The organism is Fusibacter paucivorans, from assembly GCF_018390735.1.
GTDB lineage: Bacteria > Bacillota > Clostridia > Peptostreptococcales > Acidaminobacteraceae > Fusibacter > Fusibacter paucivorans.
The window spans coordinates 1-17,062 of sequence record NZ_JAHBCL010000025.1 but is presented as its reverse complement, the minus strand read 5'-3'; the positions used below and the strand labels follow the sequence as shown (position 1 = coordinate 17,062).

Sequence of the window (17,062 nt, the reverse complement as noted above, 5' to 3'; positions counted from 1 at the left end):
CTCAAAAGTCTTCTGGGATCACTTTAAAGGATCACCGTATTAGTGGCTTGATGGTAACGGAATTCCCCGGCAATACCACTTCTGCTGATCAGGATGCTGTAAACGTTGTCAATTGGTTGTATGACAGTTTAAAAGCATCTTTATAAATTCGCTTCCAACCTATATAGGCTATGTATGATAAAAAAAGCAGCCCTCTCTCGAAGGCTGTTTCATCATTATATAACCCATTAACGAGCATACAAGCTCAATCTTTCTGAATATTGTCACGCAAACATTCTGTAGGATCACCATCTGTGCTATTATTTATGCCGAAAACTGCATTCTAAGCATTGAAGGATGATTAATCAATGTTCATTATTAGTTACGTAATTACTGCCACGGCATGACATCACACGACCATCCTATACAACACGATGTATGCGCGGCTTTTTCGCCTTATCTGATGCAATTTCCGTCCACATCTGATACGAATCCTGCATATAGCCAACGACATCCATCCCATAAACCCTCTGCATCAAATCACCATTCACCGTCTGTGCCATTGAGCCGTCGGATATCAATTTCCCGTCACTCATAAATACAGCTCGATCACTGAGCTGAAGCGCAAGGTTAATATCGTGCATCACGCCGATAACGGTATGCCCATCCTGTTTTGACCAGGCTTGAAGGTATTGCATTAATTCGGTTTGATGCTTCAAGTCCAAGTGATTCGTCGGTTCATCCAAGAGGATAATACGAGGATCCTGTGCCAGTGTTCGCGCTAAAAAGACGCGTTGAAGCTGTCCGCCTGAAAGTTCCGTAATTTGTTTTTCGCCAATATCCGACACGCCGACAATATCCATACAATGCATGACAAATTCTTTATCGTATTGGGAAGGCTCTTTAAAAAAGCCCTTTTTCATATGATTATATCTGCCGAGCATAACGGTTTCATACACAGAATATGAGAAATAAATGGATGAGATCTGACTCATCATGGCGATGTTCTTTGCAATCTCTTTGCGTTTCATCGTAGCAATGTCCACACCATCCAGCAGAATTTGACCTTTATAGCCAATTAATCCCGTCATTGCTTTCAACAGTGTACTCTTGCCGCAGCCATTTGGCCCGAGAATGCAAATATTTTCATTTTCACGAACGTCTATATTAATGTCGTGAATGACGTCGACGCCATTATATCCGGCTGAGACATTCTGGATGCTAAACATACTACCCCTTCTTTCTTTTTGAAAAAAATACAAAGGCAAAAAACGGTGCGCCAATGAGTGCGGTAACAGCGCCTACAGGCAGTTCAGAAGGCGCAATAATCGTCCTTGCGATCAAGTCCGAAATAACCATAAGCGAGCCGCCAAAAAGCGCGGACATCGGCACGAGATACTTATGTGACGAACCAAAAATCCGCCTCGCAAAATGTGGTGATATTAGATCAATAAAGCCAATGACCCCCACGAAGGAGATCGCACTCCCCGTCAGCAAAGCGGCCATTGCAATTAAAAACAGTTTGACATGTTTGATTTCAATTCCCATCGCTCTCGCATGATCTTCACCAAAGGACATGATGTCGAGTTCATGTGCATAGCGCATGGTAACGATGGTCCCAACGATGACAATTGGCAAAAGGATGATGACATTGGACCAGTCTTTCAGCGAAAAACTACCCATTTGCCAATAAATTACCTCCGGCATATGTTCATCAGACATGGAGACGATAATGGTCAAAAGCGCATTGACAAAGAGCGACATCACCATCCCAACGAGAATAATCGTCTGATTTTCCATATTTTCATCGAGTTTTGACGCAAAGCCAATGGCCAGAAAAACCGTTAGCAGGCCGCATAGAAACCCGACGAGCGGCAGCGTCAACACGCCGATTACCGGCAAGTAAAGGCCAAAGACCATTACGGCGCTGGCACCAAGTGCTGCACCTGAGGAAACACCCAGTGTAAAGGAAGATGCCAAGGGATTCTTTAATACAGACTGCATAATCGTACCGCTGACAGCAAGTGCCGCACCGACGACAAATGCCAAGAGTGCTCTCGGTACCCGAATTTTCCATAGAATGGACTGCGTTACGGCTTCAATATCCGCACGCGGTGCAATATGCAGCACCTTTGAAATTAAAATGTTCGTCACGTCGCCCGGTGGAATGTAGACGCTGCCCAGTCCAATGGCCAGTACAACGATGATGACACTGACCATTAGCGCTAAAAGCATATGCCGCTTCACATGACGTCTTTTTTCAAATTGATTCAAAATTTATCCGGGTACACCGCTTTGCCCATCTCCTCCAGCGCCTTAATAATATGATGATTCGGCAGCGAACTGCTCATATTGTCAATCATATAAACGTCGTTATTCTTAATGGCTTTCATTTCTGTCCATCCCGCTCTCGATTTAATCGTTTCAAGCGGTTTGTCAACATAGTCAACATTGGTCATGATAATGTCAGGATCGGCATTGATGACCACCTCTTCTGAAAGTCCAATCCAGCTATCACTGTCTTCAAAAGCATTTTTAGCGCCAATAATGTTTATCATTTCATCTAAGAAGACGCCTTTGCCAAAACTATAGATGTTTGGTGCCGGTGCAATCTCGAAATATACCGTTTTCTTTTCCGAATCCGGAATGGTGGCACCAATCGCCGCGATGCGCTCAATGGCCGTTTCCATATTGTCAATAAGCACTTGGCCTTCATCAGTTTTTCCCGTTACTGCGCCAATAAATGTAATATCATCTTTTATGGACTGAATACTGTCGCTGGACGGAATATAGATAATGCAGATTCCAACGTCTTTCAGCGGTTTAAATGGATCGGTACCGTCCGATTGGCTCATGCCGGATGCAAAGACAATATCCGGTTTGAGTGCAATAATACTTTCTGCATCGGGATTCATAATATCAAATTGCGGAAGATCCGATGGCAGTCCTTCTATATCTGATGAATAGGCATCAATGGCAACGAGCTCATCCCCTAACCCAAGATCGACAATAACCTGTGTGATAGAAGGCGCCATGGTAATAATGCTGTTAACGTTTTCCGGCACTTCAATATCATAACCTGCTCGATCCTTTGTCGGTGTGGCTGTTGTATCCGAAACAGTTGTTTCGGCTGAATCCGCTGTGGCGGTCTCCGATCCGGTTGCCTCTGCTGCATTATCGCCTGATACGCTTCCCGTCGCACTATCCCCTGCACATCCTGCAAGTGAAAAGGTGAGCAGAAAAGCCAGTAATAACACTACCCATTGTTTATGTTTCATTTTCATCCGCTATCTCCTACAAATTATTTTCTCAGTAAGATTTTTGACTGCCGTCAAAAACCGCTTTTCAACCCGCTTTTTCTTCGAAAACGCTTCTCTTGAAAAGCTTCTGTATATTAAAAAAATGCTTCGGTCAACAAAGACCAAAGCATAAAATTCATGGATGCTTCCATAAACCATACACCTCAAGTCCCTGTGAGGTTACAGTAGCCGTGACATCGACCACGGCGTCAGTTTTGGCAGGTTTTCCGACTTAGACGTCAACGCTTCTTTCGCCTTCCCAAAAGAATTCAGTGGCATTGAGAAAGAGGCTCGGTCATCACGGCAGCAGGACTGTTCAGGCATTTAACCTGATTCCCTATTATCACTTGAGCAGTGCACCAAAACACCATATGAAATTACACCCTCATACTACCACAGATACCAGTCTTTGTCCACATGACATCCATCCTGTGTACTGATAATAATTTATGGAATCTGGACAAAGAATCACACTGGTCGATTTTAAAGTAATTTGTCAATTTTATCTTCTTGCAGCGAACACGTTTCACTTATGTGCGCCTTATCATTACTTGTGCAAGACCTTTAAACGATGCATCGTCTCATTTATACCAATATGCGCCTCACTCGTTATGTTTTGTGTCAAAAGCGCATTAATAATGATCCCAAGGAGCCATTTTATCACAACCGTTCCGCAAAATTCTTCATTACTTCTATCCGTTCCTTATTATTCCTATTTATTTCTTATTATTCCTATTTTCACTTGACTTTTCTCAAATTTGCTGCTAATATACCATCAAAAGGAACAATAAGGAGCTCCTAAATGAATAATACCTATTACAACGTTGAACAAATTGCTGAAATGCTTGATATGCATCCGAAAACCATTCAGCGCTATATCCGAGAGGGAAAGCTCAAAGCGACTAAAATCGGTAAAAGCTGGCGTGTTTCAGGACACGATTTAAGCATTTTTACGGAAGGTGATCGTGCTGAAAAGACCACACTTCCAGCTTATCATGCACAAACGACAACTGATTCTGAACGCGTCAGTGTATCATCTGTCGTCGATATAAACGTTTTACACCGTGATGAGGCTATACGCATTATTAACACCCTTCAGGCAACCATGAATGTCAAACCACCTGAAATGGGTCGCGCTTCAATGCATGCACAGTTTATTGAGCCTGAAAATACAGTTCGCATTACATTATGGGGAGGGCTAAAATTTGTCGCCACCATCTTGGAAGCCATCGACCGGCTTATTGAAACCCCACCGCTTTAAAGCATTCGGTTTCTCGGTCTAAATAATGTCTTCTGTGCCTCAACGCGATTCCATATCACTCAGATTTGCCATGACCGCAGCACGCGCTAAAACAGCAGCTGCAAACCATTATCACAGGAGGCAATAAATGAATTCACAAAACCAGTTTAATCATAGGACTGTTTTTCGATCCAAAGAAGGTCAACAACTCATTAGGGATTATTACAATCAAATTATCACGCCGTTGCCGTTTAAGCAGCATCATCTCGCAACATCATACGGTGAAACATTCGTACTGGAAGCAGGCGTGCCTCAAAATCCAGTCATGATCCTACTGCATGGCTCATGCAGCAACAGTGCCGCTTGGCTTGCTGATATGCCTTTACTTGTAAGCCACTACCATCTTTATGCCATTGATTGGCTCGGCGAACCAGGCAACAGTGAAGCTATCCGCCTCAATTTCGAAAATGGCGAATACACACAATGGCTGGACGAAGTCCTCAATAGTCTAGCGGTTACCAAAGCCATCATCATCGGCAATTCGATGGGCGGCTGGCTGGCACTGCACTATGCGGCAGCATATCCAAAAAGAACAGATGCACTTATTTTATTGGCATCTTCCGGTATCGTACCGCCTGATCAGTCTTTTACTGATCGTACCGCTTCGTTAGCCATTGATAACAATGCTAAGAGTCCGAATACAGAACAACTTGTTTCTGATTCAGCAAGCATAATCGATGCCGTGATGGATACCAGCACGTTGCCAAAAGAGGTTCTTGAATTTATGACCCTCATTATGACGCATTTTATACCCATGACAGGCGAATTGCCGATTTTGCCGGATTCTCAGATGCGAAATCTTTCCATGCCCGTCTTGTGTGTCATGGCAGACGGCGATATGACACTCAATCCCGAGGCCGCTGCCAATCGGCTAAAGACATTGGTACCGCATGCGATGGTTAAGTCAATAGAAGGCGCACACACGATTACATCCGCTGCTGAATACATCATGCCATTTTTAAATGAAAGCAGGTGAAATTGTGCAAATTATAAAAAAACATTCAAAATCGTTTACCGTCGTTTCACCTGACGTCAGCGTTGAAGATGTTCAATCTGCGCTTGATTTAATGGCAACAGCCCGTTATTACGATGGCGGCGACGGCATCATTTTCCACAGTATCAGTTTAGGCGATCAATTCTTCAACTTACGCACAAAATTTGCAGGTGCATTGCTTCAAAAATTTGTTAATTACAACATGCGCGTTGGTATTGTCGGCGATTTTAGTCAATATGACAGCAAGGCACTTCGTGATTTTATTTACGAGTGCAACCAAGGCCGTCAAATTTGTTTCAAATCGACGATTGATGAAGCCGTAGCTGCTTTATCTGAATAAAAAAGCTGCTTTTTAAACTGTCGGTATCTTCGGGCTTAATCAATGACACCATCAATCATTAGTTGTTCTAACAATATTTGCCGAATTTGGTACTTGTATTATCTTCCATATAAATATTTGCGATAACGGCATCATTACCATTCGTTGATCCTTCACGAAAGCTGGCTGCGTTTTTGTCTTATGGATATAATGCCACTCGCTGTAAAAAGATTCAAATTTGAATGATGCAATTTTCTCATATAAAAACGATCTCTTCGGCTGCAAAAGCCGATGAGATCGTTTTTTCGTTTTAGATTTGTTATTTTTAAATGCAATTTTCGATTTGCTATTGTAGAAATCCGTTTCTTTACATTCGAATTTTACTTGCTGCCCCTTGCATTGCTCCTTTGTATTCAAATGTTCTGCACATCATGTTTCCAGTCGCAATGGATACTGACTGGCCTCAATTTAAAACGAATCGGCTATGCGATAAATAAGGTCTTCGCTTTTCTCCCACCCGAGGCAAGCATCTGTAATCGACTTGCCATACTCGCTCTGAGTATCTTGTCGACCATCCAAGAGATAACTTTCAATGAGAAAGCCTTTTACCAGTCGTCTAATGGAATCGTCATGATGCATACTCCTCAAGACTTCCATGGCGATCCGAGGCTGTTCATCAAATCGCTTCATGCTGTTCGCATGGTTGGTATCGACAATCAGCGATGGCAGCTGCAACTTTGACTCAAGGTAAATTTTCGAAAAATACAGTAAGTCCTCGTAATGATAATTGGGAATATTGCGACCATATTGATTGACAGCCCCCCTTAACATCGCATGTGCAAGCGGATTTCCCGTCGTCTCAACTTCATGGCCATTATAGATAAACGTATGCGGCAACTGTGCAGCTTTTATTGAATTAATCGTCACTGGTAAGTCACCACTCGTTGGATTTTTCATGCCTGCCGGCACATCCATACCGCTGACCATCAAACGGTGCTGTTGATTCTCAACAGATCGGGCGCCAACGGCTACATAACTTAACACATCATCAAGATATGGATAATTATTGGGATAGAGCATTTCATCTGCTGCTGTAAGCCCTGATTCCGCCATCACCTTAACATGCAATTGTCTCACTGCCTGTATCCCTTTCGATATATTGGGATCTGCTGACGGGTCTGGCTGATGCATAATCCCCTTATACCCTTCACCAGTTGTTCGAGGTTTATTGGTATAAACACGCGGCATTAAAATCAACTTTTCCTTAACGCGTTCCTGAACCTTTGCCAGCTTCATCGTGTATTCAAGCACCGCTTTTTCATCATCTGCGGAGCAAGGGCCGATAATAACGAGCAACCGATCATCTTTGCATTCAAAAATAGCCTTGACAGAGGCATCCCTTATACGCTTGTGCTCAATCAATGCTTTTGAAAGTGGAATAAGTGTCTTAATTTCTTCCGGTGTTGGTAATTTATTAATGTATTTGTAACTCATCGCTTCACACTATAATCCACATGGCTTAATGACTAGATCTTCATATTCCTCGATACACGATCACTCTGGATTATATACTCCTTCATTTTATTCAATATACATTTTGATTTTGGTCTTCAACGTTATGGCTTTGTTCGACACAAATATAAAATTGAAAATGTGTCCAATCGTTCATAAATAAGTATCGGATTTTTTTCAAAACCTTTCTGTATGAAAGTATATCGAATAATAACATATTTAGATGCCCGCTTCAATTTGAATGAACGGATTATAATAATTTTAAAAAAAATGATGAAGGGTTATCGTTTTTTTGCAGAGTGAAATTTCACAGAGTGAAACCGATCACCTGAAAGCATTGCATTCACTGGAATCTTGATGAAAAATGAACCTATACAAATTTTGGGCTATCATTTTATAATAGCCCAAAATTTGTATAGGTTCATTTGCATCCTCATTTTACTTTTTACGAATGATTAAATAATAAACATTTTAATTGTTAGCATTTGACAAAATTGCATCTTTCAAATTTAATCTTCACTATAATATGTATTCCCCTCGTCGTATTCATCGCCATGTTTGGGTCATGTTTTTGGTCGTCTTTATGCTTGGCGCTTTGCCCCAATCGCAAAATCACTTTTCGTCAAAATATTTGCGAAACGCTTCTCCTATTTCACAACAGGCAACCCAAATGACAATGACCACACACAGTATCAGAACTGCCTTTGGCATTTCAACACTTATCAGTCCAACTTTTGCCATCCGTCACGATCCTTTCAGTCTGTCATTTGATATTGCAAATGGTTTCACCTCCCATCGTTCTCATTAATTGAGAATTATGATATTATTATACATCTCAACAATTGAGATTTCAACGTATTATTCTACTTTTTTGAGAAATGTGTTCTTGAAAATTGGGAAACCCTCTATAATAGTACGATAGAGGTATCCCATATGCTCACTTTTGGAGAACGCCTGCGCAAAGCGCGTGAACAGGCGGGCCTTACACAGCTTGATGTTTACAAGGCCATTAATCTTAACAATAAATCCCTTTCGAGATATGAAAACAATGCGACTTCACCCGATCCTGAAACCGTGAAAGCGCTTATTTTGCTTTACGATGTTTCGGCTGATTTTATTTTGGGGCTCTCCGATCAAATGAAAAAGTTTCAAATTGACAGTAATGATTTTCAATCCGCGATGACTGCAGCAGAAACAGCATTGCCCTATGAGATCGGTCTGCATGAAAAGTACATGAAATTATCTTCTGATTCCAAAGCAAAAGTGATTGATTATATTGATATGCTCTTAACACTGCAATTACATGAACCAAAATAAAAATGCAAAGGCATCACTCTTTCGAAGAGCGGGTGTCTTTATTTTTTGCTCTATTAAGAAAAACCATTGGTGTTTATCTGCCAAAATGGCTTATATTGCCAATTCCCTTCTTTTATGATACGATGTTTTCACTTTTAAACGTTTAAGGAAATTACATAATGATCTTTCGATGATCCTTCTCGACAGTGTGTTGCATTTTCGCCATAAAAGATCGTCCATTTTGTCGTGAAAAGATTAAAGTTTAAATGATGTAATTTCCTCATTTCGTAAAAAACCCGTAAAACACACAATCAGTAAGCTTCAAAATAATCAAACGGAGATCTTTTAATGATGAAGCCAGACAATACGCCTACTGAAAAGAGCACTTACAAACTAAAGCGCACGCAATCACTTGAGAATGATTTAAAAAGCATTGAGCAAGCTGTCTTCGACAATCAATACGATTTATTTCTCGAACTCTACTTAATCGCCAACCGCTATGAAACACTCTTTGCCGATTATATTCATCAGTGCAAGCTCAATACATCTTTTAAAGATTTATACATACTTCGAGAAATTTTTGCCTCACCCATAAAGCTAACGCCTTCATCAACATCAAAAGATGAGTCTGTGTCTTGCACAGATGAAACACCACATGATGGCGCAACAAAGGGTGGCGCCAATTCCATATTCGACCTCACAACCATCAACAGTGATGCCCTCTTGATGGATATAGAAGATTTAATCGCTTTTCGGAAATTGTCAAAGTGGCGTCATATGCTGGTAAAATACAAAGAATACCTTGCGGTGATGGTTTTTTCGATCATCTACTTAATGGATGAAACCTATGGCAGTTACAATAAACTCGCTTTAGAAAACGCAGTGCCAAAAGACGAGACTGTTATCGTGCAGCCTCTAAATACACTGCGGCGAAACGCATATCGCCTTTACCATACTTCTGCTTACAGCAATTACAACTATCGCTTAAACAATCGTCCCTCAGCATACAGAGGCTCTTCTTTAAAAGTGATCTTAGCCAATTTCAATATCGTCGAATTAACCTCTGATTATGAAGTTGAGCTTAGAGTCACTTCTGATTACGATTTGAAAAAGCTGGGCAAGCTTAAAGAAAACGAGACTGTTCATATTGGCTTTTCTCATTTGGCATCGGGTAAGTTTTACACTTCTTATAATGAGTCGAATCAGTTTTTTATTACAGGTCTCTCTGATTACGACTGTGCCAAAAGTAGACTTTTCCACACTCTTGACGCCATGGATCAAGACACAGTCGATATCGCTATTTTCCCAGAAATGACATGTACCAACGCTTTAAAAGAAGCTATTCTAGACGAAAAAATTGAATCGCTTCATCATATCAAACTCATTATTTTCGGCAGTATCTGGGAAAATCGTGAAAACAAGTCTACGGTTATTACCGGCTCCGGCATTGAACTGTATTCACAGAGCAAGCTGAACGCTTTTCACCGTGCACTTGATTTCACTTTAGAAGGGTGTACGGAAGGTCTGGATCTGGCTAATCTCCCGCGGACGATTAAGTTACTTGAAATACCGGGGTTCGGCAGAATCAGCAACATTATTTGCGTAGATTACCTCATTGACGAAATCCGCGACATCTGCCTATCCATGGGCGTGGATTTTTTCTTTTCACCACTTTTTACCGGAAAAATAGATCTCTTTGAAAGCCGTGCCAAGGCGATGGCAAAAGAATTTGGAACCATGTCCGTTTTAGCTAACGTTTGCGCCTACCGCATAGCGGACGGTCACTCGACCACAGGACTCGCCTGTTCGCCAGTACTACGTTCTCATGCAGCTTCTACATCCGCTGATGACTTTGTTTATTTTGAAGCCAATAACTGCTTTGATCAATGCGGACGCATAAACACCCCAAAGGAACAATATATCTGTCAACACGATGTATGTTATCAAGTCCTTAAGTTTTCAAAAAAAGCTGTCCAGTTCGATCAATTTTGGCAGCCTTGATTTTAGCAATCTTGATTTTGGCAATCTTGATATTAAATCTAAATTTTAATTCAGACGATCGTGACAAAATAAAGCTGTCAAAGGCTTCAATTATCTTTAATCGCTATGAATGCATCTCACTTTTCATTTTAAGCCAATTTTGCGGCTATGATTAACAGCCGCAAATACTAATCTATCTACTTAGCTAAGGAGTATAAAATGGCCATTATCGTTGAACTCAAAACAACAAAACGCAGATTTTTCTTGCTTGGTACCGGATTCGGTATGTATAAAGCAACGCGCCCCAGTTTTTTTGGCGGCAATTTGCTGCCAAATGAAGAAGAGGGCAAGGCCGAAGTGGTTGCCGTATGTGATGAAAACGGGGACATTTTTTTCATGGATAAAGCCTCTTTAAAGGTCATATCGATTGACGACACACCATTGGAAAGCATGCGTTCAAAATTAGAAGTACCGTATTGAAATAGAAACCTTCACAGCTGCTTTTATCCTTTGATCATTGCGAAAACTATCTCATTGCTTTAAACGATTTGCCTGTTGTCACCAATAATCGTTTTAATTTAACAACAATTTACATTAAAATGTTTGAAGCACCTTTGAAAATAGTATATAATATAATAACCGAACAATTTCGAACATTACTAGAAAGAGGTTATCTTATGAACACCTTAGCATTGACGCAACGTGAGATCGAAACGATCCTTGCATTAAAGGAAACTGATGACATCCGCAATTACATCATTGATTATGTCTCAAACAACGATCTGGAAGCCATTGTTCGTCAAATTGACTACTTTCGTAAAAAGCGCATCCGATTAGAACGCCATCAAGAGCTTATTAATTCCGACGGGTATCGCGCAGGTTATATCCGTTGTCTTGAAGATATTCTCGCATCAAAACAGCGATATCATAAAGACTTTGACATTATTAAAGTTTTTGAAGCGCCGAAATTTCGCCGCACTGTAGCATTTCTTTATGATCAGGATCATTCACTTTCGCAAAATGAATTATCAAAAGAACTGGCCATTCCTAAAGCAACCTTTAGTGATTTGCTGCACGATCCGCGATATGAAGATTATTTTATCATTGTCAGAATTGCCAACCGCCATTATATAAAGCTCTCACCTTATGGTCGGGCGCTCTACGAAAAATATTTAAAGAAAATAAAACAGCGTGAAGTTGAGGCACTTAAAATAAACGACCTCATTGATGAGCACCTTCAGGCACAACGTCTGGAAACGAGTGTCGACACAATGCCTAAAGCCATCCACCAAAGGGAACTTGGTTCTAAGCAACAGCGCTATGCCAATAAATACCGCAAGCGCATCAGTCAAAATCAAAACGTTGCCGGAGCAACACTATGAGTATTCCAAAAAAACTATCAATCTTGAACTGTTTTGATTACTATTTACCTTTGGACTTTTTCTATGAAAAAATTCACTGTCTCGATCAATACCATGTTTATGTAAAAAAAGGGATCATCTCAGAAGTAGAAGATGAAAACGGACGTGTCTACTTTTCACTCGATAAAACGCATTTTGTACATCGAGAACCTAGTGATTCTGAATATGCCGTCATCGTTGCCTATTATCAATCAAGGATCTCTAAAATCAAAGATTATGACACATTTGTCGAATATAAATACAGCCTCATCAATCTGATTTACTTTGCAGCAGAACGCAGCGATATCAATTTACTGTTTACGCTGATATCCTCTCATTTCTGGATGTTGTATAAATGGGAATCCGCCAATCAGCTCATGATACTGGTGGATCTTCTTAAATCACGCAACATCGCTTTTGGCACCGTACTCAATGGCTATTTAGAAGGACTGTCAAACACTGAGATCTTTTGGGAAGCGAAAATATCAAAAAAGCATCTTAAAGCCATCATTGACAATCACCTGCTCACGCTGATCAATCAAATAACAGCGCCCGAGGAAGCTTTACAAAAAAACGAATCAAAAGAAGCGGAACTGGCACTTAACGCCCTAAATGAGTCCGAGGCTTACTTACTATTTGCTTACTTTGTCTCCAACACGCAGTATCAAGAACATTTAGGGTCATTACAATCGCTTGAGGTGATCAACCGTTACATTGGATTCTATCGGCTTATGATGACGACACCGCTTTCTACGTATCTTAGCACGACACTTGATGCCCGACTCGGCGAAGACCCATTTTATGCCTACCTTTTCATCGCATACTACTTCAACCGCGTATCAAATGAATGGACACCTGAAATGCCATTTGATGTCAATGCCTTTGTTGAAGGTTACAGCCGTTGCATACGGCTCGCGAAGCTGCTCGAAAAAGAAGCTGACTATTTCTTTATGCTCTTTGTCGCCATTATCACGCGCTTTGCTCAGTTTAAGGCAGTAAAACTCGCATTGGATGTCCTCGTGCGTGTTTCAACTATTGATCAGGCTATATTAAATGAGGAAGACCGTCAGTTTATCATGGCGGTTATCGGAATGCTAAGCGGTGACCAAGCATCCATCAGACTGACGGGCATCTATAAAACCTACTTCAGTGCCATTGAAAAAACATTAGAGCATACCGGTCTAACTAGCAAATAAACAAATCGACAATCAAATGTTCTTGTCAATACGCTACTGTAATCAGCGTAAAGCTTGCGTTTAATAAAACAGCACCCTGCCTTTCGCAATCAAAAGGGGGTGCTCTTTTTATGTCCGTCTTCCAAATAATACATTGATTATGGCGAAAGCATTTATATTAGCATAATGCTGCCGCTTCATGCATGATTGTGCACGCCAATCAACAGCGATACCGAACTAAAAAAGTATTGATGATTTCATCAGTCAGTGATTCCGTCCCCTTTAAACTCTCTCCATCCGTCAATAATGCATTCCAAGTCAAACAGCCTTCGATCATACCGTAAAAGATTTGTGCAGTAAGCTTTTCTGAATCATAACACAATTTACCGTCCGCTTTAGCTGCCTTTAGCCATGCCATGAAATCCTGATGAAAGGGACGCCGCGACATCGTCTCGATGACAAAATCCATATTGTTCAAGTAAACTGAAGTTAAGAGCTTTGAAAGGCCCCGCTGCTCCGGCTCGCTAACCCAATATCGTTCTGCATTGATAAAATCCAGCAACTGTGATTCGAGGCTTCGCGAAGAATCGTAAGCGATGGGTTTCTTTTCACTGCCTTGCCTTACAAAATCTGCGACAATTTCTTGAAAGAGGTTTTCTTTACTCTGAAAGTGATTATAAACTGTGATTTTTGAAACGCCTGCAGCTTCGGCAATTTTATCCATGCTGGAAGCCTCAAAACCCTTTTCTGTAAATATTTGAATAGCCCCCGCTATAATGGCACTGCGTTTTTGTTCTGATAATTTCCGCTTTCGAACTTGCTTATTGTCTTCAGACATCACTACCTCCAATGCATTCATTGATGTACGCTTACAAAACCTCAAATGTCATGAGAAGTCCTGTTAAAAAATAAACTAAACGGTATAGTTCAATTTGTATTGACAAATTATACTATACCGTTTAGTATAATGAATAAATTCATCTATGACAAGATGCATTGAAAAATTCAGCATCTTGATCTTTTAATTACTGACAGGAGGCTTTTCATGCAAACAACGAATACAGCCACCCCCATCAATCAAGTCCGTTTCGCTGGGCTCATGTACTTGCTGTGCATGGTGACAAGTATTTCAGGGGGCATGCTCATCAATCAAACCATTGCAGAAGGCGCATCACAGGCAATTATACTTGCCAATCAACAAACACTCGTCGCAGCGTCATTGCTCGAACTGATCAACGCCTTTGGCGTCATTGGCATCGCAACCGCTTTTTACCCACTGCTTAAAGCGAAACGTCCAGCAATCGCCGTAGGTTATCTGACATTGCGCAGCGCAGAAGGCGCCATGTTGATCCTCATTGCTTTTATCCCCACTTTTATTGCCGCATTATCACATCAGGCAATTGACAGCAGTAACTTTCAGGTGATCTGGACCGTCCTTACAGAAGCCCGCACCTTTTTCTGGGCTTATATCTACGTCGCGATGTTTGTCTCAAGCGGCTTGATCTTTTACACATTGTTGTTAAAGTCGGAAATCTTACCAAAGTATATTGCCATTTGGGGTTACATCGCCCTTATAGGCGTTCTGCTTTCCATGATCAACCCTTCGATGAAAATGATCTTTGGTATCTTGATCATGACCAATGAAATTTACCTCGGCTTCTATCTGCTGGTTAAAGGCGTTCGCATTAAATCCTAACGCTCTGAGCGGCGGTGGCAGTGGCGTTGTAAACAATCTGGCTGTTACATCATCAACCATGCGCTGACAAATCTTTTGCCTAAGGAAATTACCCATCAATGCAGACTATAAACTTTTTAGCAATGCCTAATCAATAGCTTAATGAAAAGTTAAATGACCCGCTTGATGAAAACTGTGAAAAAATGTCTTGGTGAGTCCAAGCACGTTACATTTTCGTTTATCGCATGCTTACAACAAGAGGTCACGCTCACTTGGCAACCCAAAGTGCTTAAAATACTGTTCTTCCATGGGAATCCACTTATCTGCAAACACCTTCGCCCATTCTGAACCGTTGCGTTTTTCAATGCGCCTTAGCTGTTCATCCGGTGCAACATCGCTGAAAACGCGAATATCGCAGTAATCGCCAAAAATGGGGTGATGGCTGTATGCCCCTTCGACGATACGCCATTTAGACGTTTTGACGATACGCTGTACACCCGGCTTCATAACCGAACAGTCAAAAGTCTGATAGTCAAACGCCTGTGGACTTTGTATGTTCATCAGCACTTCTTCTTGAAAGCGTTCATAATGAACATTTCCCCCCGGTTCAGAAAGGCGTTCTGCTGTCCGTAGTTCAGCCGGTAAGAAAAAGTCGTCCATATGAATAACACCTGCGTTAAGAACATTGGCGAGGTGATCTGCCATGGTTGACTTGCCGGAGGCCGAGCGCCCATCAATAGCAATGATGCGCGCTTCGCGTTTTTCGGGCAACGCGTTTAGCTTTTCTAACAGCGGCATTAAGCGCATATATTTCACATTGACAAGACGATAAGAAGGCATTTCAGCTGCACGGTAAGCATCACTGTGATGAACGGCCCCACCGCCTGCATCACGATAGTCATTTAGCGCCTGAACCCAAGCGGCGTTTGAAAAAGGCAACTGAGATTTTTCAATTAACCATTCGACAATTCTGAAGAGATGATCCATGACCGGTTCTTCCGACACCGTCTGCTTATAACCATCATTTGCCTCTGTTCGCATTGTATCGGCGAACATCCTAAACAGCCATTCTGGCGGCAATCCTTTTCTACACCACGGCACGAGATTAACCCTGCAATAATGATCGGAAATGCGTTCAAAAATCGGGAGCATACCGTTTTCGGCAGTCTCTCTTATTTGGTCAACCTCTCGATCAAAATAATGCTTTGCCGCATCATAGTCCGTTAAAAGGTGCTCAGCACCATAGGTGATTTGGTAGCACAGTTTAATCATATCTTGGGGCTGCATTGACGGATGCAGGTCTGCTTGTTCTTTTAAATAGCGCCTGACATCTTTAAACTGCGGCGGCATCTGCAGTGCTTTCCGTTTTACAGGTGCATTTAATGCTATCGATTCATTCGATTTCTTCATCGCTTTTTCACCTTCTTATTCGCTTGTTTTGAGACATGAGAATATTGCATCATTACCTTATTTAGTGCTGATTCTCCAGTATGGAAAAGTTTTGGCGTTCAACGGCAATGACAATCGCCGGAATGAGAATAAGCTGAACAATAATCCCAGGAATCGCCGTAAAAAATGCGCCTGACAGAAATACTGCCATTGAAAAATCAAGTCCAAAAGCACTTGCTAAAATAAATCGCACCACTCCCCAAACCAATCGACCTGCAATCATTGCACCAATAAGCGCTGTGTAAAGCGATGCAGTAGATCGCTTTGAACGATGGTATATAAGGCCTGCAACAGCGCCATATACTGCAAGTTCAAATGCCATGGCAATACCCGTCGGAAAAATCGGAGGCATCCCAAACATCAAAAAGCGCAACAGCGGTGCAATAAATCCCACGGCGAGACCATACGGCCACCCGCAAATAAAACCGCACAGTAATACGGGAATATGCATTGGTGCAAGCATACTGCCAAACTGCGGAATTTGTCCTGTTAGAAAAGGCAGCGCCATTGCCAGCGCCAAAAACATCGCCGACAGAATCATTTTTTGTATCTTCATTTTAATACTTGTATGATTAATATAGAAGCAATCATCATACTTTCCTTTCATTTTAATCTGTGACTATAATACATTCAGATACTGTGGTACTTTTGATTTTATTCTGTAGCTTTGACTACTCACCAGGA

17 protein-coding genes and 1 riboswitch are annotated in these 17,062 nt (G+C 41.4%); of the genes, 9 read left to right on the top strand and 8 right to left on the bottom strand.

The window, feature by feature from the left end:
* Positions 1 to 401: 401 nt before the first annotated feature.
* From KHM83_RS13885 to KHM83_RS13875, 3 genes are read right to left on the bottom strand one after another with little or no spacing between them, the layout of a single operon-like run.
* A complete protein-coding gene (locus KHM83_RS13885; protein WP_213237630.1) occupies positions 402 to 1,208 on the bottom strand; it encodes an ABC transporter ATP-binding protein in 807 nt (268 codons plus the stop codon).
* Between the two features lies 1 nt (position 1,209).
* A complete protein-coding gene (locus KHM83_RS13880; RefSeq protein WP_343213161.1) occupies positions 1,210 to 2,253 on the bottom strand; it encodes a FecCD family ABC transporter permease in 1,044 nt (347 codons plus the stop codon).
* Positions 2,250 to 3,263, bottom strand: coding sequence for an ABC transporter substrate-binding protein (locus KHM83_RS13875; protein ID WP_246543110.1), 1,014 nt, complete (start codon positions 3,261 to 3,263; stop codon positions 2,250 to 2,252). The genes KHM83_RS13880 and KHM83_RS13875 overlap by 4 nt, the downstream gene beginning before the upstream one ends.
* A 215-nt stretch (positions 3,264 to 3,478) precedes the next feature.
* Positions 3,479 to 3,657, bottom strand: a riboswitch (cobalamin riboswitch).
* A 423-nt stretch (positions 3,658 to 4,080) separates the two neighbouring features.
* Between KHM83_RS13875 and KHM83_RS13870 the strand changes: the two genes are divergently transcribed.
* The 3 genes from KHM83_RS13870 to KHM83_RS13860 all read left to right on the top strand — a co-directional run bounded on the left by KHM83_RS13870 (position 4,081) and on the right by KHM83_RS13860 (position 5,912).
* Entirely contained in the window at positions 4,081 to 4,539 is a 459-nt protein-coding gene (locus KHM83_RS13870; protein WP_213237629.1) for a helix-turn-helix domain-containing protein, read from the top strand.
* A gap of 127 nt (positions 4,540 to 4,666) precedes the next feature.
* A complete protein-coding gene (locus tag KHM83_RS13865) occupies positions 4,667 to 5,554 on the top strand; it encodes an alpha/beta fold hydrolase (RefSeq protein ID WP_213237628.1) in 888 nt (295 codons plus the stop codon).
* 4 nt (positions 5,555 to 5,558) lie between these two features.
* Positions 5,559 to 5,912 carry a DUF4180 domain-containing protein gene (locus KHM83_RS13860; protein ID WP_343213160.1) on the top strand — a complete coding sequence of 118 codons (354 nt, stop codon included), beginning with the start codon at positions 5,559 to 5,561 and terminating at the stop codon, positions 5,910 to 5,912.
* A 447-nt stretch (positions 5,913 to 6,359) separates the two neighbouring features.
* Here KHM83_RS13860 and KHM83_RS13855 read toward each other — a convergent pair whose 3' ends face one another.
* Both KHM83_RS13855 and KHM83_RS19895 read right to left on the bottom strand, forming a co-directional pair.
* Positions 6,360 to 7,385, bottom strand: coding sequence for a 3-deoxy-7-phosphoheptulonate synthase (locus KHM83_RS13855; RefSeq protein ID WP_213237626.1), 1,026 nt, complete (start codon positions 7,383 to 7,385; stop codon positions 6,360 to 6,362).
* Positions 7,386 to 8,015: 630 nt separating this feature from the next.
* The gene (locus KHM83_RS19895) at positions 8,016 to 8,144 is read right to left on the bottom strand and encodes a hypothetical protein (RefSeq protein WP_281415062.1); all 129 of its coding nucleotides are present in this window, start codon (positions 8,142 to 8,144) and stop codon (positions 8,016 to 8,018) included.
* Positions 8,145 to 8,336: 192 nt separating this feature from the next.
* Between KHM83_RS19895 and KHM83_RS13850 the strand changes: the two genes are divergently transcribed.
* The 5 genes from KHM83_RS13850 (at position 8,337) to KHM83_RS13830 (ending at position 13,275) form a co-directional block, all read left to right on the top strand.
* Complete coding sequence (locus KHM83_RS13850) at positions 8,337 to 8,720, top strand: helix-turn-helix domain-containing protein (RefSeq protein WP_213237625.1); 384 nt, start codon at positions 8,337 to 8,339, stop codon at positions 8,718 to 8,720.
* Between the two features lie 327 nt (positions 8,721 to 9,047).
* Positions 9,048 to 10,700, top strand: a complete 1,653-nt coding sequence (locus tag KHM83_RS13845) for a hypothetical protein (protein ID WP_213237624.1) — start codon at positions 9,048 to 9,050, stop codon at positions 10,698 to 10,700.
* 198 nt (positions 10,701 to 10,898) lie between these two features.
* Positions 10,899 to 11,159 (top strand): hypothetical protein, encoded by a 261-nt coding sequence (locus KHM83_RS13840; protein WP_213237623.1) that lies wholly within the window; start codon positions 10,899 to 10,901, stop codon positions 11,157 to 11,159.
* A gap of 197 nt (positions 11,160 to 11,356) precedes the next feature.
* Positions 11,357 to 12,061, top strand: a complete 705-nt coding sequence (locus KHM83_RS13835) for a hypothetical protein (protein ID WP_213237622.1) — start codon at positions 11,357 to 11,359, stop codon at positions 12,059 to 12,061.
* A complete protein-coding gene (locus KHM83_RS13830) occupies positions 12,058 to 13,275 on the top strand; it encodes a hypothetical protein (protein WP_213237621.1) in 1,218 nt (405 codons plus the stop codon). Before KHM83_RS13835 ends, KHM83_RS13830 begins: the two co-directional genes overlap by 4 nt.
* Positions 13,276 to 13,474: 199 nt before the next feature.
* Here the strand turns inward: KHM83_RS13830 and KHM83_RS13825 are convergent, their stop codons facing one another.
* The gene (locus tag KHM83_RS13825) at positions 13,475 to 14,092 is read right to left on the bottom strand and encodes a TetR/AcrR family transcriptional regulator (protein WP_213237620.1); all 618 of its coding nucleotides are present in this window, start codon (positions 14,090 to 14,092) and stop codon (positions 13,475 to 13,477) included.
* A 207-nt stretch (positions 14,093 to 14,299) separates the two neighbouring features.
* Here KHM83_RS13825 and KHM83_RS13820 point away from each other — a divergent pair, with 207 nt between their 5' ends.
* Positions 14,300 to 14,950 (top strand): DUF4386 domain-containing protein, encoded by a 651-nt coding sequence (locus KHM83_RS13820; protein WP_213237619.1) that lies wholly within the window; start codon positions 14,300 to 14,302, stop codon positions 14,948 to 14,950.
* Between the two features lie 228 nt (positions 14,951 to 15,178).
* Here KHM83_RS13820 and KHM83_RS13815 read toward each other — a convergent pair whose 3' ends face one another.
* Together KHM83_RS13815 and KHM83_RS13810 are read right to left on the bottom strand one after the other, a co-directional pair.
* Complete coding sequence (locus KHM83_RS13815; protein ID WP_213237618.1) at positions 15,179 to 16,339, bottom strand: uridine kinase family protein; 1,161 nt, start codon at positions 16,337 to 16,339, stop codon at positions 15,179 to 15,181.
* Between the two features lie 61 nt (positions 16,340 to 16,400).
* Positions 16,401 to 16,934 carry an ECF transporter S component gene (locus KHM83_RS13810; RefSeq protein ID WP_213237617.1) on the bottom strand — a complete coding sequence of 178 codons (534 nt, stop codon included), beginning with the start codon at positions 16,932 to 16,934 and terminating at the stop codon, positions 16,401 to 16,403.
* Positions 16,935 to 17,062 lie beyond the last annotated feature (128 nt).